Here is a 17273-nt window from a genome sequence, read left to right as displayed (position 1 = left end):
TCCGGTCATTCACCCGCGGCCCAACGCACCGGGGGCGCGGCGACCGCTTCGGCCGACAGGTTCCGCACGGTCGCACCGACGTTGCGTCCACGGCAAACCATCACCTCCAGCGGCGAACCGGCCCAACGCACGCGCATCTCGCCGGCCAGCCGCTCCGCCAGCCCCGCGTCGCCGACGATGGCGAAGCAGGTCGGCCCCCAGGAGCTTTGGCCGACCCCGGCAATCCCCTGCCCTTCCAGCCAAGCCAGCACCTCGGCCACCAGCGGGCTGGTGAAGCGCCCGCCCTGGGCCGGGGCGAAATGGTCGCCGACCGTGCGCTGAAGCTCGCCGATCGCCTGTCCGAACCGCTCCACGTCGCGTTCGGCCAGCGCCGGCAGGGCGACCATCAGCATCAACCGGCAGAGATGGGCCGCAGCGTCGGACGGAAAGGCCGGCAGCCGGCGGAAAGCCTCCGCCTCCGGCGCGCCGTGCAGGCCATGGCCGCCGCGATGCAGCAGGAGCAGGATGCGCCAATCCTCGGGAAACGGCGCCCGAGCGATCACCGGCGGTGCCGCATCCAGCCCGCCTCGACCGCCGTCCAGCAGCACGCCGCCCTGTTCGAAGGCGGCCAGACCGATGCCGGACCGTGCGCCCCGTTCCAGCGCGCGAGCCAATTCGCGGGAGCCGGTTCCCCGCCCTTCGAGACAGACGAGCGCGGCGGCGACCGCAAGGTCCGTCTGGGTGCCGGACCCCAGGCCCACATGGGGCGGGATCGCTTCCTCCACCGTCACCGCGACGGCATCCGACAATCCCGCTTCGCGGCCCAGCCGCTCGATGCTGCGGCGGACACGGTCGGCCGATGGCCCGTTCACGGTCAACTGGTCGGCGAGGCGGGCGTGCAGGACGATGGCCGGCCGGTCGATGGCGATGCCCAAGCTGCCGAAGCGGCGCCCCAACCCGCCGTTGAGGTCGACGAAGCCGGCGTGCAGGCGCGCGGGAGCATGAACCCAAACCTCCCCTATCCGATTGCGCTGATGGCTCATCTGCATTCCCTTTGCGCGGGTCACCGCACAATGTTAGCGTTACGAACAAAATTGTCCGTAGCGCGAACGAGTATCCACGCGCGGTAACCCAAACGGGGTGCGGCGATCGAGGGAGGAAACCGGCATGAACCGATTGCTCCACCTGTCGGGAGCCGGCCGTTCCCAAGCATCCGACATTCCATTCGGAAATGGATGCCCGGAGGGATTGCCGCGAAGACGACCGTCCATTTCGGATCCATCGATCTGACTTCCTGCTCCGGTAATCGTTTCAATCAGCCGCGTTGGGGGGCCATGACCTTCCACCCCGATACTCTCTGTCCGTTCTGCGGCCTGGGCTGCGGCGACGTCGGAATCGACCAGGACGACTCCGGCATCGCTCCGCGGCCCAGCGGCTGTCCGCAGGCCGACCGGCTGTTCCGCCGGTCCACGGCCGTGTCGACGAACGCCCGCATGGCCGGTGCCGCCGTCGCCATGGACGACGCCATCACCGAGGCAGCCCGGCTGCTGAGAGCCGGCCGTGCGCCGTCGATCGCCGGGCTGGCTGCCGATGTGGACGGCGTGCTCGCCGCCCTGACCCTGGGCGAACGCATCGGGGCGACGGTGGACCATGAGCGGTCCGAGGCGCTGTTCCGCAATCTGGCGGTCCTGCGCCGCTTCGGCTGGTCGGCCACCACGCTGGCCGAACTGCGCAACCGCTGCGACCTCGTCCTCGTCGTCGGACCGGACCCGGCTGCCGCCTTTCCGCGCCTGTGGGAACGCTGGGTGCTCCCGGAACCGGCCTTCGTTGCCGACGGAGCCCGAAGCGTCGTCTTCCTGGGCGGCGAACCGCTGCCGGAGACCCTGCAGTGTCTTGCCGGCCGGATCGAGGTGAACGGCTTGGATGGCGGTGCGGCGGATCTGGTGGCGCTGGTGGGCAGGCTGCGGGCGGCGCTGGCCGGCCGGGCAATGGACGGCGACCCGATGATGGAGCTTGCGGTTCGGCTGCGTGCCGCCCGCTATGCCGTGGTGATTTGGGCCGCGGGGCTGTTCGACACGCCGCAGCCGGACCTGATCGTCGAGGGGCTGGTCCGGCTGATCCGCAGCGTGGACGGCACCACCCGCTGCGCCGGCCTGCCGCTGTCCGGAGCGGACAACCTGATCGGTGCCAATCAGGCCTGCGCTTGGCGCACCGGCTTTCCGCTGCGCACCGGCTTCGACGCCGGCGTGCCGCTGCACGACCCCGAGCGGTTCGATTGGCGGCAACGCCTCCGGGATGCGGACGTGACCCTGTGGATTTCCGCTTTCCGCCCGGAGATACCTTTGTTCGACACGGGCGGCGCCGTCATCATGCTGGCACCGCCGGAATTGGCGGTGACGCCGGAGCCGGCGCTGTTCATTCCGGTCGGGACGCCGGGCATCGACCATGCCGGCGACGTGTTCCGTGCCGACAGCGTGGTCGCGCTGCATGCGGGTGCCTTGATCGACAGGGGCCTGTCCAGCGTCGCCACCGTGATCGGCCGGATCCTGGCGGCGCTGGACGGGGCGGCGCTGGACGGGGCGGCGCTGGACGGAACCGCTGTCGGCAATACTGTTGGCGGGGAGGCTGCCGGATGCTGACGAAGCTTGCCGGCGGCCGGCTGTTCGACCCGGCCAACGGCCGGCATGGCGAGGTCGCCGACCTCTGGCTGCGGGACGGCCGCATCGTCGGCGATCCCGGGCCGGGGGCGACGCCCGACGCGGTGCATGACGTGACCGGCAAGGTGGTGATGGCCGGAGCCATCGACATCCACAGCCACATCGCCGGCGGCAAGGTCAACCTCGCCCGCCTGCTGATGGGGGAGGAGCATGACCGGCATCGCTTCGCCGGCAGCCCCTGCGGCTGCGGGGGAGGCAGCGGCATCGCCACCCCTTCCACCCACACCACCGGCGCCCGCTACATCGAAATGGGATTCACCGCCGCCTTCGAGCCGGCGATGCTGGGGTCCAACGCCCGGCACGCGCATCTGGAGATGAGCGACATCCCCTATATCGACACCGGCGGCTATCTGGTTCTGGGAAACGACGATTTCCTGCTGGACCTGATCGCCACCAACGCCGGGCAGGCTGCGGTCAACGACTATGTCGCCTGGATGCTGACGGCGACGCAGAGCCTTGCCGTCAAGGTGGTCAATCCCGGCGGGATCAACGCCTTCAAGTTCAATGCCCGCAAGCTCGACCTGGACGAGGTCGGTCCGTACTATGGGGTCACGCCGCGCAGCGTCCTGACGGTGCTGGCCCGGGCGGTTTACGAGTTGGGGTTGCCCCACCCGCTGCATGTCCATGGCTGCAACCTGGGGGTTCCCGGCAACATCGCGACGACGCTCGACACCATCCAGGCGGCGTCGGGCCTGCCCATGCACATGACACATATCCAGTTCCACAGCTACGATACGGCGGGCGACCGCAAATTCTCTTCCGGTGCCGCAGCGCTGGCGGAAGCGGTGAACCGGACGCCGTCCCTGTCGGTGGACATCGGACAGGTGATGTTCGGACAGACGGTGACCGCATCGGCCGACACCATGGCGCAACGCCATACCGCGCCGCTCGCCCATCCGCGCAAATGGCTGGCGATGGACATCGAATGCGATGCGGGGTGCGGCGTAGTGCCCTTCCGGTATCGCGACAGCTCCTATGTCAATGCGCTGCAATGGGCGATCGGGCTGGAGCTGTTCCTCCTGCTCGACGATCCCTGGCGGGTGTTCCTGACCACCGACCACCCCAACGGCGCGCCCTTCACCTTCTATCCGGAGCTGATCCGGCTGCTGATGGATCGCGATTACCGGCTGGCGAAGCTGGCGGAGATCCATCCCGACGCGCCGGCCCACACCACGCTGGGCTCGATCACCCGCGAATATACCCTGGCCGAGATCGCCATCATGACCCGCGCGGCGCCCGCCCGCATCCTGGGACTTTCCGATCGCGGTCACCTGGCGCCGGGCGCCTCGGCCGACGTCACCGTCTACAGCGATCTGCCTGACCGCCGCGCCATGTTCGAACGGCCCGATCTGGTCTTCAAGAGCGGCCGGCTGGTGGTGCGGGACGGCACCCTGGTGGCGATGGCCACAGGCTGCACCCATGTCATCCGTCCCGGCTTCGACGACCTGATCGAGCGCCGCATCGCCCGCCACTTCGACGAGCGCATCGGCCTGCCGATCAAGCATTTCCGGATAGGCGACGCGGAGATCCGACATGGGGCCGGTCCGCAGCTCCATCCCTGCCGACGGCGGGAGGTGCCGTGATGACGGAGATGCGGATCAACGGCGTGCGCATCGAGGATACCTTCGCCGAGGCGTTTCCGATGACCTACACGCGGCTGGTCATCACCGCCGATACGCCGGCCTGGGTGGATGCGGCAACATCCAGCCTGACCGGCTTCGCCACCTCGGTCATCGGTTGCGGCTGCGAGGCGGCGGTGGAGCGCCTGCTGACGGCGGAGGAGACGCCGGACAGCCGGCCGGGCGCCGCGGTGATGATCTTCGGCATGTCCACCGGCGATCTCGCCAAGCTCGTGGTCAACCGGGTCGGGCAATGCATCATGACCTCGCCGGGGTCGGCCTGCTACGCCGGGCTTTTGGAAGGGACCAAGCGCATTCCGCTCGGCGGTGGCCTGCGCTATTTCGCCGACGGTCACCAGATCTCCAAGAAGTTCGGTGACCGCCGCTTCTGGCGCCTGCCGGTGATGGATGGCGAGTTCGTCTGCGAGGACAGCGTCGCCGTGGCCAAGGGGATCGGCGGCGGCAATTTCCTGATCCTGGCGGCCAGCCACCGCCTGTGCCTCGCCGCGGCGGAGGCGGCGGTCGCGGCGATCCGGCCGCTGCCTGGGATCATCCTTCCATTCCCCGGTGGTGTGGTGCGGTCGGGCTCCAAGGTCGGCTCGAAATACAAGGCGCTGATCGCCTCCACCAACACGCGATTCTGCCCGACCTTGCGGGCGGTCGAACCGGAAACGCTGCTGACACCGGATGTCGAGGCGGTGCTGGAATTGGTGCTGGACGGCACCGACGAGGCGGCGATCCGCACCGGCATGCGGGCCGGCATCGCCGCCGCCACGGCCGGCGGGACGGCGGCGGGCGTGCTGGCGATCACCGCCGGGAATTACGGAGGCAAGCTCGGGCCGCACCATTTCCACCTCCGCGAGGTGATGGCATGAGCGGCATGACCCTGACCTTCCGCGGCAAGGCCGGGACGATGGTGGACATGTCCGCCATCCTGCCCGAACGGCTGGCCGGACGGACGGTGGAGACTGTCGCCGGGTTGCCGCTGCCTTGCGGTGGCGGCCAGTCGACCGTGGGTGACATGTTCGACCTGTCGGCGGGCGATGCGGCCGAAGGCCTGCTGATCCGGCCGATCGGTGCCGTCCTGCAGCGGGTCGGTGCCGGCATGACGTCCGGGCGCATTTTGGTCGACGGCGATGTCGGCGGCCACGCCGGCGCCGGAATGGGTGGCGGCCAGCTGCGCATCGAGGGCGATGCCGGCGAGGCGCTCGGCGGAGCCCTGCCCGGCCTGCCGCTGGGAATGCGCGGCGGGCTGATCAGCGTCGGCGGCTCCGCCGGAGACCGCGTGGCGGAACGGATGAGGCGCGGCATCATCGTCGTCGACGGTGCGGTTGGCGCCTTCGCCGCCGGCTTCATGGTCGCCGGCACGCTGGCCGCCGGCCGAGGCTGCGGCCCGCATCCCGGCTTCGGCATGCGGCGCGGCACGCTGCTGCTGGGCCGGCCGCAGGATACGGCCCCGGACAACTTCGCCGACGGCGGCACGCGCGACTGGCTGTTCCTGCATCTGCTGCGGCGCGCGCTGCAGGGAACCGGGAGCTGGGTCGAGCGTGCGGGCACCACCCGCGCTCATCGGTTCATCGGCGATGTTGCTGAAGGAGGGCATGGTGAGATTTTGGCGATGGCCTGAACGACGAACCGACTTATCGGCACGGCTGCACCGTTTCGACGCTGCGGCCTTGCCGATCGTCGCGTTCCTCGCCCTTGTGCCACCGGCGATGGCCCAGAGCCAAGGAAAGAGCGCTCAGGAGGCCGGTGCAACGGTGATCCTGATCGGCTATCTCGCGCGCCAGGAGGATCCGCGCACGCCGCTGAGCTTCCTGGAGCCGGTCGCGACGGACGAGGGGCTTCAGGGCGCCCGGCTCGCGCTGGCGGACAACAACATGACCGGCGCGTTCCTGAAGCAGAGCTACCGGCTGGTGGAGCAGACCCTGCCGCAGGACGGCGACATCGCCACCGGGGTGAAGGCGCTGGCCGACGAGGGGGTGAGGTTCGTCGTCGCCGATCTGCCGGCCGACGCGCTCCTTGCCGCCGCCGGTCTGCCCGAAGCCAAATCCATGCTGCTGTTCAACGCGCGCGCCACCGACGACACGTTGCGCAACGAACGGTGCCGGACCAACATCCTGCACACCGCCCCCAGCCGGCGCATGCTGGCCGACGCGCTGGCACAATATCTCGCCTGGAAGAAGTGGACGCGGTGGAGCCTGCTGAGCGGGCGCGATCCCGGCGATGCGCTGTATGCGGAAGCCGTCCGCCGCGCCGCCAAGCGCTTCGGCGGCCGGATCGTCGATGAGAAATCCTGGACCTTCGATACGGGGAACCGGCGCACCGACACCGGCGTCACCACCATCCAATCCGACATCCCGCTCGCCACCCAGGGGGCCGACTACGACGTGCTGGTCGTCGCCGACGAAGCGGGCGATTTCGGCGATTATCTCGACGGACGCACCTGGTATCCCCGTCCGGTCGCCGGCACCCAGGGTCTGACCGCCACCGCTTGGTCGCGGGTGAACGAGCAGTGGGGCGGCACCCAGCTGCAAAGCCGTTTCGAAAAACTGGCCGGCCGCTGGATGACGCCGCGCGACTATGCCGCTTGGCTGGCCGTGCGCAGCATCGGCGAGGCAGCGGCCCGCACCAACGCCGCCGGTTTCGACGACCTGTCCGCCTATCTGCACAGCCCCGATTTCGAACTCGCCGGTTTCAAGGGCGAGGCGCTGTCCTTCAGGGCCTGGGACGGGCAGATGCGCCAGCCCATCCTGATCGCCGGACCAAGGATGCTGGTCTCCGTATCGCCGCAGGAGGGTTTTCTCCACCCCGTAACGCCTCTCGACACGCTCGGCGACGATGCGCCGGAAAGCAAATGCCGTCTCAACCGATAGGGCGGACCACACCATGCGATTTCTACTCTCCTGCTCCCTGCTGCTTCTCGCCGGCCCGGTCCTCATCGCCGAGCCCGCATTCGCAGAAACCATCTTCGTATCCAACGAGAAGGACAATCAGATCGCCGTGGTCGACGGCGACAGCCTTCAGATCAAGAACAAGATCAAGGTCGGCCGCCGGCCGCGCGGCATCACGCTGAGCGCCGACGGCACGCAGCTCTATGTCTGCGTCGGCGACGACAACCGTATCGACGTGTTGGACATCGCCAGCGGCAAGATCGTCCACACGCTGCCCTCCGGTCCCGACCCGGAGCTGTTCGTGCTGTCGCCGGACGGGAAGAAACTCTATGTCGCCAACGAGAACGACAACATGGTGACGGTCATCGACGTCGCCGAACGGAAAGCCATCGGCAACATCCAGGTCGGCGTCGAACCGGAAGGCATGGGCATCAGCCCCGACGGCAGGATCCTGGTCAACACTTCCGAAACCACCAACATGGCGCATTTCATCGACACGGAGAAACATACCGTCGTCGGCAACGTGCTGGTGGACAGCCGCCCACGCGTCGCCCGTTTCACCGACGACGGCAAGCAGGTCTGGGTATCGAGCGAGATCGGCGGGACGGTCAGCGTGATCGACGCGGCGGCGCACAAGGTGATCAAGAAGATCCGCTTCGAGGTCACCGGTGTCCGACGCGAGGCCATCCAGGCCGTGGGCATCCAGATGACACGCGACGGCAAGCGCGCCTTCGTGGCGCTGGGTCCGGCGAACCGGATCGCCGAGGTCGACACCGACAGCTTCGAGGTGAAGCGGTATTTCCTGGTTGGCCAGCGTGTCTGGAACCTCGCCTTTTCGCCCGACGAGAAACGGCTCTACACCACCAACGGCATCAGCAACGACCTGTCGGTGATCGACCTGGAGCGCAACAAGGTGATCAAGAGCATCCCGGTCGGCGGGGCCCCCTGGGGCATCGTCGTCAAACCGTAAGCCGACGCGGAACCCGTAACCGGATCGCCCGGTTGATGGGGAAGGCCGGGTGCGTCGGCGAATCCGTCGACGATGGCCCGACGCGGCGCGCGGCAGGATCGAAGGGTCCTTGACCGCCTCGCCAGGATTGTCCATCCCCGGAGACTCGCGATGAAACCCTTCAAAACCATTTCCCTGACAGGCCTTGCACTGGCTGCCGGCTTCGCGATTGCCGCGCTGCCGGCTTCAGCGCAATCCACCAACAACTCGACCGGAAACTCCACTGGCAACTCCACTGGCACCACCACCCAGAACGCCCCGGCCGGGACCAGCGGACAACTGCCGCCAGACTCCCTGCCCGGCAAGCGCCAGGGCGCGATCGGCGGCGCACCGGTCCCCCAGGGCAGCTCCGGCGCTTCCACCGACGGTACCAATGCACCGACCGGACAGTTGCCGGGCGGCTCCCTGCAGCAGGAAAGGCAGGGCGTGATCGGCGGTTCTCCGGTCACCCAGGGCGGCTCGGGCCAGTCGAACGGCAAGCAGCAGGGTAACCAATAACCGGGACCGGCCGCGGTTTCCTGAAGGAATCGCGGCCGCCGCCCTCCCGAAGATGGGGTAGCTCTGCCCGAAAGGCCGTGCCCTCCCGGTGCGGATAAGATCGGCGGAACGGCGGCGGTTGCGATTTCAAGTTACTCCCGACCCCTTTTGAGAGTTTGTTGGCAAAACAAACAAGATGCCATAATGCCGCCCGTGACCGACGCCGTGCCCGCAGGTATCCAGCAATCAGTCATGCTGGATCGGCGCAACCGGCGTGCCCGCATGACCTGCGGCGGTCCTCCAATGATTTCAAAATGCATGGGAGAAAGCGGCGATGGGCATGTGGCAGGGGTCTTCCCCGAAAATCAATCGTGTACTGGTGGGCGAATCTCTGGTCGGTGACGGCAACGAGGTTGCCCACATCGACCTGATCATGGGCCCCCGCGGCAGTGCTGCGGAGACCGCCTTCTGCAATGCGCTGACCAACAACAAGGACGGCTTCACCAGCCTTCTGGCGGTCATCGCCCCCAACCTGCAATGCAAGCCCTCGACCATCCTGTTCAACAAGGTGACGATCAAGGGCGCGGAACAGGCGGTGCAGATGTTCGGCCCGGCCCAGCATGGCGTCGCCAAGGCGGTCGCCGATTGCGTCGCCGCGGGCACCATCCCACAGGATGAGATCGACAACATCTTCATCTGTGTCGGGGTCTTCATCCATTGGGAGGCCAAGGACAACGCCAAGATCCAGGATTACAATTACCGCGCCACCAAGGAAGCCATCGAACGCGCGGTGTCCGGCTATCCGGCCCTCAAGGATCTGCTGAATCAGAAGGATTCGGCCAAGCATCCCTTCGCCGCCTGACCAAGGCCGAAGACGTGTTATCGGATGGGGGGCCTCCGGGGTGGCAGCAGTGCTGCGCCCGGGAAGCCTCCCGATACCGCAAGCCGCGGGCCGCAGACAACCCGACCTGCGGAATGGCAGATACGAAATGGTGGTCAGTCCCACAGGGACCGGAGGAGCCCTGTCTCCTTCGGTCACACCTCACCGATACCGTCGACGTGGTGTGGCCGATCAACCCGGAAAGCAATGGCGTGTTCGAACGGTCAAGCCGGCTGGTCCCACTCCAGTGATCGCAGAGGCGGGGGACCAGTGCCGGGCACTCATGACGCATCCTGCCGTTCGACGGAAAAGGACGAAATACCTTCCGTTGACCAAGCGTTTCTTCGGTCTGCACCGCACCGCGAACCGCCTTTCAAATCTTCCACATCAAGTTTTCCGATTTTTAGGAAATTGATAGAATTATTTAACAACACACTGAATCATGAGCTATTGCGTTAATTTATTCCAGTTCTAAGAAAATCCCTCATGGATCTCCCTTTCTGCATCGCACAAAGAACTAGCCATAATTCTCACTTTGCTATCCGTTCGGGTTATGGCCGCCTTGCCGTGCCACGGGTACAATTTCCTAATGGGCTCCCCGGCAATCCTGCCTGATCGCCCATCCCAGCGGAGGAAGCGGACATGAAGACTTGGCGCAAGCCGACCATTGTCGAGATTTCGGTCGGCACCGAGATCAACGCCTACGCCTGCGCCGGCTTGTAACCGGCAGGCGATCCTTCCCTCAAACGTCCTTCCACTTTCCACGTCTTCCACTCAGGCCGGCCGCGGCTCGAAATGGGCGAAGAACTGCCCGGTACCGTCCGGCGCGCTGACATCATAATGCAGCGTGCAGAGCCGCAGCCGGCCAGCATCACCCAGTTCCGGGCCGGACAGCATACTGTGAAAACTCTCCCCTCCAAGCAGACGATGCGCGGTGGTGAGATAAAGCCGTGAGAGCCTGCCGTCCCGCAGCATGGTGTCGAGCATCCGCGGCCCCGTCAGCAGATAGAGGCTCCGCAGCCCCCGGCTCCCCAATTCCAGGACCAGCGGGCCACCTTCCACCGACGCCCCGGACCCCGCAATCAGCACCTCGTATCCGGCGGCGCGCCAACGCGCGATCCGGTCGGCCGGCGCGCTAGCACCGGTGGCGATGAGCACACGCTGGCCGTGACGAGCCGGCGAGTCCGGCATCGGGAAGTCCAGGCTGGCGCTGGCGATGACAATGGCCGGCTGGGGTGGCAGGCCGTTGTCCACCCGCCACTGCGCAAGCTCCCGCGCAGACTCCTGCATGCCGACTTGCAGCACGTCGTCCAGCCGGCCGGCGGAGAGATCCCGCAGATAGCCGCCATGAGTGATCAGACAATCCGCCTGCGCCTGGAGTTCGAGGAACAGCCGGAAGTCATTGCCGCTGACCAGTCCGCCCGGCAGCCGGCTCTCTCCCGTGGCGGGATCGCGCAAGGCGATGCGCCCGTCCAGACTGTTGACGAAGCTGGCATAGACGAAGGGAGCGTCTACACGTCCCCGCTCATGCAGACGGTGGGCGAGATAGGCGCCGGGAAGCGCGACCTCTTCCGGTGCACCTGGAAAGAGCCGGAGCATGCATGCGCTCATTGCGTCCCTCCTGCCGCGCCACCCTCAACCCGGCGGATGAAATCGATGGCCAGCACGGCGGCGATGTCGATTTTGCTGACGGACTGCAATCCCTGCCATGCCGGCATCGAATTGACTTCCAGAACCAGCCAGCGATCCCCGCCGTCCGGATCGGCGATCAGGTCGACACCGGCATAATCGGCTCCGACCGCGGCTGCGGCGCGGACCGCCAGATCGGCGACGATGCCGTCCGGCCCGAGGGCCTCGCAGCTGGCTCCCTGATGGACATTCGTGATCCAGCCGCGGCCGTGGCGGATCATCGCCGCCACCGCGATGCCCCCCACGACGAAGACACGGCAATCGCGCCATTCGCCTTTTCGGAGTGGCGGCACGAAGGGTTGCAGGTAATAGACGCCGGCGACGGCGTCGGGCTCCGGTACCTCGTCCGGCCGCGACAGACGACGCAGCCCGCGGCCTTGGGCGCCGAACAACGGCTTCAGCACGCTGTCCGGCACCGCCTCGACCGCAGCGCGGGCCATCTCGGCGGACTGGACGGCTATCGACGGCGGCGTCGGCAGGCCGGCATGGGCCAGCAGGAAGCTGGTGGTGCTCTTGTCCACGCAGCGTTCGATGGCGCGGGCGGTGTTGTAGACGGGCACCCCCAGGCGATCCAGCGCATGGAGCACCCCCAGCCGCAGCGTCACCTGTTCGAAACTGCCCTGCCCGACCACCCGCACGAAGGCTCCTGACGGCAGAGTGTCGCCGAAACCCGGAAGCAGAAGCCCCGTCTCCGTTCGTCCGACGGCGAAACCGCAGGCATTCAGCGGGACGCGGCGGCATTCGACTCCCCGGCGCGTGATCGCCCGCTCCAGCCGCGCCGCATGCCAGTCGAGCCCGTCGGTGAACAGGGCGACCGCGCCGCTCATGCGGCCTCCGCCAGGGCAAGACGCAGGCACAGGCCGCGCGCGCGCCGGCCGGCGAGCCGCCGGGCCTCCAGCATATCAGGGCCATCGGCAATCACGGTACAGAGCGGGGCGCCTGCCGGAATGAGTGCCGGCGTCCGTGGACGGTCGGCGGTCCAGTCCGGCCAGCGCAGGCGATCCGGCAGCGGGACCGGCGCGGACGCGTAGACGACCATTGCGGCACGGCACCCCGCAAGCGGCGGCAGTTCGGCAGCCAACTCCCCGGCGCAGGCGGCCAGATGCAGGTCCAGCAGGCTGGGCATCGGCGGACGATCGAACAGGTCGAGCGTCGCCCCCGGCCGCGGGTTGATCTCCAGAAGGCACCAGCCGGCCGGTCCGGCCAGGAAATCGGCGCTGTTGAGCCCGACGAGCCCCACTGCGGCGGTGATCCGAGACGCCGCGACGATCATTGCAGCGCCGGTCGCCCCGCACAACGATGGCGGCAGCGGACCGACCGCACCACCGTAGCGGTAGGGCTGGCCGGCTGCCGGCGCCACCCATTGCCGGCTGAAGCCCACCGGCATCGCGCGGCGGCCATCGGCCAGGAACAGCAGGGACACCGGTCGCCCGGCCATGCGGCGCTGGGCATAATGGCCGGCCGGCAGTCGCGAGGCGGCCGGCCGGATGTGGGCACCGCCGCTGGCGCCGGCGCGCTTGATCAGCCAGCCTCCGGGGTCGGCCGGTGGCGATGCGGCGATCTCCGGATGCGGGATGCCGAGGCGGGCGAGGAGAGCCGCGAAAACCATGGGAGTCTTCAAGCGCTTCACCGTCTCGGCACCATTGCCGATCACCGGCCGGTCAAGGGCCAGCGCCGCGAGAAGGTCGGGATGATCCTCAAAACCGGCGCCGTAGACCAACGGCAGCCGATGAAGCTCCGGCACGGCCAGCGCCCGCCGCAAAGCCGCACCGGGAATGCTCAAGCGCGGCGACGGCAGAGCAAGGCAGCTGTGGGCCATGGCCGCCGTATCGGCGTCGGCGAACAGGTCGAAGGCGACGACGCGCCGCCCGCCACGGCATGCGCTGGCCGCGAGCGCCCGCGCCGACAGCGCCACCACCACCATTTCCGGGACCGTCTTCGGGGTCAAGCTCCGCTCTCCTCGCGAAAACTTCTTGAACATTCGTCCGCAATCCCAACAATCATGCGCAGGCGCCGTCTTTGCAATGACCCTTCCGAACAAGGGCGAGGGCCGCCGAACCGACGCCGCCGATCTGACGCAGGTGCGGTGCCGCCTGGGGGGAAGATTGGATGTACGAAGCCGCGATCCCTGCGGATCCTCCGTCGATTCCCGCGATCCATGGCCCGCCGGCCCAGGCCGTGCCTGCCCTCGCGGTGGAGGAGCTGAGCCACAGTTTCGGCAAGCGCATGGCGCTGGACCATGTGTCCTTCGCTGTGCCGCCGGCCGGCTTCACCATGCTGCTCGGCTTGAACGGAGCCGGAAAGACCACGCTGTTTTCGCTGATCACCCGGCTCTATTCCAATCGGAGCGGCGCCATCCGCATCTTCGGTTTCGACCTGCGCCGTCAGCCGACCCGCGCGCTTGAGCGGATCGGCGTGGTGTTCCAGCAGCCGACGCTCGATCTCGACCTCACCGTGCGGCAGAACCTGCGCTATCATGGCGGCCTGCACGGCATGGCGCCCTCCGACTGCGAGGCCCGCGCGCGGGAGGAATTGGAGCGCATCGGCCTTGCCGACCGCGCTGACGACAGGGTCCGTGCCCTGTCCGGCGGCCAGCGCCGTCGGGTGGAGATCGCCCGCGCCCTGCTGCACCGTCCGAAGCTGCTGCTGCTCGACGAACCGACCGTCGGCCTCGACACCGAGTCGCGCCGCCACATCCTCGACCATGTCCGCGCGCTCTGCCGCGGTCAGGATTTGGCGGTCCTGTGGGCCACCCACCTGATGGACGAGGCGACGGACGAGGATTCCGTCGTCGTGCTCCACCAGGGCCGGCTGCGGGCCTCCGGCACCGTGCGTGCGGTCCGCGCCGAAGCAGGCGCCGCCACCCTTCCAGCCGCCTTCGCCGCCTTGACGACAGGGGAGCGCCGGCCATGAACGCCGCCACCTACTGGTACTGCCTGCGCAGCATCATCGTGCGCGAGGGGCTGCGGTTCCTGCACCAGCGTGAACGCTTCTTCGCGGCGCTGGTCCGGCCGCTGGTCTGGCTGGCCATCTTCGCCGTCGGCTTCCGTGCCGTCCTGGGCGTGTCCATCATCCCGCCCTACGAGACCTACATCCTCTACGACGAGTATGTCGTGCCCGGCTTGGTCGCGATGATCCAACTGTTCAACGGCATGCAGAACTCCCTGTCGATGGTCTATGACCGCGAGATGGGCAGCATGCGGACGCTGCTGGTCAGCCCGCTGCCGCGCTGGTACCTGCTGGTCGCCAAGCTGCTGGCCGGCGTCGCGGTGTCGATCGCGCAGGTCTATGTGTTCCTCGGCATCGCATGGCTGTGGGGGGTGGAGCCGCCGCCGCTGGGTTACCTTGCCGCACTGCCGGCCTTGCTGCTCAGCGGGCTCATGCTGGGAGCGCTCGGCCTGCTGCTGTCGTCCTTCGTCAAGCAGTTGGAGAATTTCGCCGGGGTGATGAACTTCGTGATCTTCCCGATGTTCTTCGCCTCCTCCGCCCTCTACCCGCTCTGGCGGATCAGGGAGGGGAGCCCGACGCTGTACCAGATCGCCGCCTGGAATCCCTTCACCCAAGCCGTGGAACTGATCCGCTTCAGCCTGTATCTCCGAGTCGACGTGCCGGCACTGCTGTGGGTGGCCGGCTGCCTTGCGCTGTTTCTCGGTGCCGCGGTTCTGGCCTACGACCCCGGGCGCGGATTCTGGGCACGGAGGGGTGGACCGGCGGAACAGGCATAACATCCGAAGCGGCAGCTTCGCCGCGCCTATCCGTATTGATTACCCATATCGACCTGACCTCTCCGAAATTTCGCTTCTTCCAAAAACTTTCGCACGGTAGCGGAAAATAATCTTCACAGCCTATCTTTATTTGATCACACTGAATGTCAGCATCGCCAACATAGTGCGGGGCAGTTTAGAACCCCGCCAACGGACGTGCATGGGCACTTAGGGCCCGCACGCCGGCGATGCAACAGCAGCTTGGATTCTGGAGCGCCGGGGACCCTTTTGCCCGACGCCTTACTGGTCGACGCCACGCATCAACCGTCGAGGGACACCGCCCTCACGAAGACCGCCTTTGCCGAAGCCGCCGCCTGTCGCCGCACAGTCCCTGGGACCACGGACCATCGCTAAAAAACGGGAGGAAACATATGAGCCCCTTTGTGCGCTGTCTGCTCGTCACCGCCGCGATCCAGGCGGCCGCCGCCACCATCGGCATCACCGCCGCCTCTGCCAACGACGACATCCTCAAGAACCAGAAGGATTCGGCGAATTGGGCGCTGCAACTCGGCAATTATGCCGGACAGCGTTACAGCACGCTCGACCAGATCACCCGCGACAACGTGAAGAACCTGCGGCCGGTGTGGCAGTTCTCCACCGGCGTGCTGCGGGGGCACGAAGGCGGCCCCATCGTGGTCGGCGATACGATGTACATATCGACCCCCTTTCCCAACATCGTCTACGCGCTCGACCTGAACGACAACGGCCGCATCAAGTGGAAGTATGAGCCCAAGCAGGACTCGTCCGTCATCCCGGTGATGTGCTGCGACACCGTCACCCGTGGTGTCGCGGTCGCCGGCAACAAGCTGTTCCTGGGTCAGGCCGACAACACGCTGGTGGCGTTGGACACGGAAACCGGCAAGGTGGTGTGGTCGGCCAAGAATGGCGACGCCAGCAAGGGCGAGACGCTGACCGCCGCCCCGCTCGTGGTGAAGGACAAGGTCTATGTCGGCATCAGCGGCGGCGAGTTCGGCGTGCGCGGCCACCTGACGGCCTACGACATCAACACCGGCAAGATGGCGTGGCGGGCCTATTCGACCGGTCCCGACAAGGACGTGATGATCGACCCGCAAAAGACGATGATGCTCGGCAAGCCGATCGGCGAACCGGATCTGGGCATCAAGACCTGGCCGGCGGACCAATGGAAGATCGGCGGCGGCACCACCTGGGGCTGGTACACCTATGATCCCGAACTGAACCTGATCTATTACGGCACCGGCAATCCCGGCACCTGGAACCCGGCGCAACGCGCCGTCGACAAGGACCGGGCCAAGAGCGACAACAAATGGTCGATGACCATCTTCGCCCGGGATGCCGACACCGGACAGGCGAAATGGGTGTTCCAGAAGACACCCTTCGACGAATGGGATTATGACGGCGTCAACGAGAATATCCTGGCCGACGTCACCATCGGCGGATCGAAGCGCAAGGCCCTGATCAACTTCGACCGCAACGGTTTCGCCTATACCATCGACCGCACCAATGGCGAATTGCTGGTCGCGCAGAAATACGATCCGTCCGTCAACTGGGCGAGCGAGATCGACATGAAGACCGGCCGGCCGAAGGTGAACGATAAATACAGCACCTTCGCCCAGGGCGAGGATCACAACACCACCGGCGTCTGCCCGGCGGCACTGGGGTCCAAGGACCAGCAGCCGGCCTCCTACTCGCCGGAAAGCGGCCTGCTCTATGTGCCGACCAACCACATCTGCATGGATTACGAGCCGTTCAAGGTGGAGTATTCGGCCGGCCAGCCCTATGTCGGCGCGACGCTGAGCATGTATCCGGCCCCGGACTCGCATGGCGGCATGGGCAACTTCATCGCCTGGGATCCGGCCGCCGGCAAGATCGTCTGGTCGAAGCCCGAACGTTTCGCGGTGTGGAGCGGTGCCTTGTCGACCAAGGGCGGCATCGGCTTCTACGGGACGCTTGAAGGCTATCTGAAGGCGTTCGACCTGAAGGACGGCAAGGATCTCTACAACTTCAAGACCTCGTCCGGCATCATCGGCAACGTCAACACCTACATGCACAAGGGCAAGCAGTACATCGCGGTGCTGTCGGGCGTCGGCGGCTGGGCCGGAATCGGGCTGGCCGCCGGTCTGACCGGCGAGCAGGAAGGGTTAGGCGCGGTCGGCGCGCACAAGGCGCTGGGGGAATACACCCAGCTGGGCGGCACTTTGACCGTCTTCGCCCTGCCGGACAACCAATGACGCAAGAGCGGGCACCGGCTCCTCCCGGGAACCGG

The 17273-nt window shown here is 67.0% G+C and carries 16 protein-coding genes; 12 read left to right on the top strand and 4 right to left on the bottom strand.

Features of this window, described 5'->3' with window-relative positions; translation table 11 throughout:
- Positions 1 to 5 precede the first annotated feature (5 nt).
- Positions 6 to 1022, bottom strand: a complete 1017-nt coding sequence (locus JHL17_RS05210; RefSeq protein ID WP_200190990.1) for a beta-ribofuranosylaminobenzene 5'-phosphate synthase family protein — start codon at positions 1020 to 1022, stop codon at positions 6 to 8.
- Between the two features lie 291 nt (positions 1023 to 1313).
- On the opposite strand from JHL17_RS05210, the gene JHL17_RS05205 reads away from it, so the two are divergent.
- From JHL17_RS05205 to pqqA, 9 genes are all read left to right on the top strand, one after another.
- Complete coding sequence (locus JHL17_RS05205; protein ID WP_200190989.1) at positions 1314 to 2618, top strand: molybdopterin-binding domain-containing protein; 1305 nt, start codon at positions 1314 to 1316, stop codon at positions 2616 to 2618.
- Complete coding sequence (locus JHL17_RS05200; protein ID WP_200190988.1) at positions 2612 to 4279, top strand: formylmethanofuran dehydrogenase subunit A; 1668 nt, start codon at positions 2612 to 2614, stop codon at positions 4277 to 4279. Before JHL17_RS05205 ends, JHL17_RS05200 begins: the two co-directional genes overlap by 7 nt.
- On the top strand, positions 4279 to 5190 hold the full coding sequence (gene fhcD, locus JHL17_RS05195) for a formylmethanofuran--tetrahydromethanopterin N-formyltransferase (protein WP_200190987.1): 912 nt from the start codon (positions 4279 to 4281) through the stop codon (positions 5188 to 5190). The genes JHL17_RS05200 and fhcD overlap by 1 nt, the downstream gene beginning before the upstream one ends.
- Positions 5187 to 5942, top strand: coding sequence for a formylmethanofuran dehydrogenase subunit C (locus JHL17_RS05190; RefSeq protein ID WP_200190986.1), 756 nt, complete (start codon positions 5187 to 5189; stop codon positions 5940 to 5942). Before fhcD ends, JHL17_RS05190 begins: the two co-directional genes overlap by 4 nt.
- Before the next feature lie 49 nt (positions 5943 to 5991).
- A complete protein-coding gene (locus tag JHL17_RS05185; RefSeq protein WP_247893325.1) occupies positions 5992 to 7191 on the top strand; it encodes an ABC transporter substrate-binding protein in 1200 nt (399 codons plus the stop codon).
- A gap of 13 nt (positions 7192 to 7204) precedes the next feature.
- Positions 7205 to 8179, top strand: coding sequence for a PQQ-dependent catabolism-associated beta-propeller protein (locus tag JHL17_RS05180; RefSeq protein ID WP_200190985.1), 975 nt, complete (start codon positions 7205 to 7207; stop codon positions 8177 to 8179).
- A 150-nt stretch (positions 8180 to 8329) separates the two neighbouring features.
- Positions 8330 to 8716, top strand: coding sequence for a hypothetical protein (locus tag JHL17_RS05175; RefSeq protein WP_200190984.1), 387 nt, complete (start codon positions 8330 to 8332; stop codon positions 8714 to 8716).
- Between the two features lie 358 nt (positions 8717 to 9074).
- Positions 9075 to 9557 carry a formaldehyde-activating enzyme gene (gene fae, locus JHL17_RS05170; RefSeq protein ID WP_345773754.1) on the top strand — a complete coding sequence of 161 codons (483 nt, stop codon included), beginning with the start codon at positions 9075 to 9077 and terminating at the stop codon, positions 9555 to 9557.
- Positions 9558 to 10217: 660 nt separating this feature from the next.
- Positions 10218 to 10298, top strand: coding sequence for a pyrroloquinoline quinone precursor peptide PqqA (pqqA, locus tag JHL17_RS37955; RefSeq protein WP_085083035.1), 81 nt, complete (start codon positions 10218 to 10220; stop codon positions 10296 to 10298).
- A gap of 51 nt (positions 10299 to 10349) precedes the next feature.
- Here pqqA and JHL17_RS05160 read toward each other — a convergent pair whose 3' ends face one another.
- Genes JHL17_RS05160 through JHL17_RS05150 form a run of 3 tightly spaced genes read right to left on the bottom strand, consistent with a single transcriptional unit; the run spans position 10350 to position 13212 of the window.
- On the bottom strand, positions 10350 to 11186 hold the full coding sequence (locus tag JHL17_RS05160) for a RibD family protein (protein ID WP_200190983.1): 837 nt from the start codon (positions 11184 to 11186) through the stop codon (positions 10350 to 10352).
- Positions 11183 to 12091: a RimK family alpha-L-glutamate ligase gene (locus JHL17_RS05155; protein ID WP_200190982.1), complete on the bottom strand. Its 909-nt coding sequence runs from the start codon at positions 12089 to 12091 to the stop codon at positions 11183 to 11185. Before JHL17_RS05155 ends, JHL17_RS05160 begins: the two co-directional genes overlap by 4 nt.
- Positions 12088 to 13212, bottom strand: coding sequence for an ATP-grasp domain-containing protein (locus JHL17_RS05150; RefSeq protein WP_247893324.1), 1125 nt, complete (start codon positions 13210 to 13212; stop codon positions 12088 to 12090). The genes JHL17_RS05155 and JHL17_RS05150 overlap by 4 nt, the downstream gene beginning before the upstream one ends.
- A gap of 161 nt (positions 13213 to 13373) precedes the next feature.
- On the opposite strand from JHL17_RS05150, the gene JHL17_RS05145 reads away from it, so the two are divergent.
- From JHL17_RS05145 to JHL17_RS05135, 3 genes are all read left to right on the top strand, one after another.
- Positions 13374 to 14177 carry an ABC transporter ATP-binding protein gene (locus JHL17_RS05145; protein ID WP_200190980.1) on the top strand — a complete coding sequence of 268 codons (804 nt, stop codon included), beginning with the start codon at positions 13374 to 13376 and terminating at the stop codon, positions 14175 to 14177.
- Positions 14174 to 14989: an ABC transporter permease gene (locus JHL17_RS05140; protein ID WP_200190979.1), complete on the top strand. Its 816-nt coding sequence runs from the start codon at positions 14174 to 14176 to the stop codon at positions 14987 to 14989. The genes JHL17_RS05145 and JHL17_RS05140 overlap by 4 nt, the downstream gene beginning before the upstream one ends.
- A 410-nt stretch (positions 14990 to 15399) precedes the next feature.
- Positions 15400 to 17238: a methanol/ethanol family PQQ-dependent dehydrogenase gene (locus JHL17_RS05135; protein WP_247893323.1), complete on the top strand. Its 1839-nt coding sequence runs from the start codon at positions 15400 to 15402 to the stop codon at positions 17236 to 17238.
- The last annotated feature ends 35 nt before the right edge of the window (positions 17239 to 17273 follow it).

Source organism: Azospirillum endophyticum (assembly GCF_016595245.1).
Lineage (GTDB): Bacteria > Pseudomonadota > Alphaproteobacteria > Azospirillales > Azospirillaceae > Azospirillum > Azospirillum endophyticum.
The sequence above is the reverse complement of the archived record's forward strand: the minus strand, read 5'-3'. Positions and strand labels throughout refer to the sequence as shown.

What these genes read in the sequence shown, in the direction of transcription:
- JHL17_RS05205 (WP_200190989.1), top strand. Translation starts at nt 1,314, where the DNA reads ATGACCTTCCACCCCGATACTCTCTGTCCGTTCTGCGGCCTGGGCTGC.
- JHL17_RS05200 (WP_200190988.1), top strand. Translation starts at nt 2,612, where the DNA reads ATGCTGACGAAGCTTGCCGGCGGCCGGCTGTTCGACCCGGCCAACGGC.
- JHL17_RS05210 (WP_200190990.1), bottom strand. Translation starts at nt 1,022, where the DNA reads ATGAGCCATCAGCGCAATCGGATAGGGGAGGTTTGGGTTCATGCTCCC.
- JHL17_RS05145 (WP_200190980.1), top strand. Translation starts at nt 13,374, where the DNA reads ATGTACGAAGCCGCGATCCCTGCGGATCCTCCGTCGATTCCCGCGATC.
- JHL17_RS05175 (WP_200190984.1), top strand. Translation starts at nt 8,330, where the DNA reads ATGAAACCCTTCAAAACCATTTCCCTGACAGGCCTTGCACTGGCTGCC.
- JHL17_RS05135 (WP_247893323.1), top strand. Translation starts at nt 15,400, where the DNA reads ATGAGCCCCTTTGTGCGCTGTCTGCTCGTCACCGCCGCGATCCAGGCG.
- JHL17_RS05160 (WP_200190983.1), bottom strand. Translation starts at nt 11,186, where the DNA reads ATGAGCGCATGCATGCTCCGGCTCTTTCCAGGTGCACCGGAAGAGGTC.
- JHL17_RS05180 (WP_200190985.1), top strand. Translation starts at nt 7,205, where the DNA reads ATGCGATTTCTACTCTCCTGCTCCCTGCTGCTTCTCGCCGGCCCGGTC.
- JHL17_RS05190 (WP_200190986.1), top strand. Translation starts at nt 5,187, where the DNA reads ATGAGCGGCATGACCCTGACCTTCCGCGGCAAGGCCGGGACGATGGTG.
- pqqA (WP_085083035.1), top strand. Translation starts at nt 10,218, where the DNA reads ATGAAGACTTGGCGCAAGCCGACCATTGTCGAGATTTCGGTCGGCACC.
- JHL17_RS05140 (WP_200190979.1), top strand. Translation starts at nt 14,174, where the DNA reads ATGAACGCCGCCACCTACTGGTACTGCCTGCGCAGCATCATCGTGCGC.
- JHL17_RS05155 (WP_200190982.1), bottom strand. Translation starts at nt 12,091, where the DNA reads ATGAGCGGCGCGGTCGCCCTGTTCACCGACGGGCTCGACTGGCATGCG.
- fhcD (WP_200190987.1), top strand. Translation starts at nt 4,279, where the DNA reads ATGACGGAGATGCGGATCAACGGCGTGCGCATCGAGGATACCTTCGCC.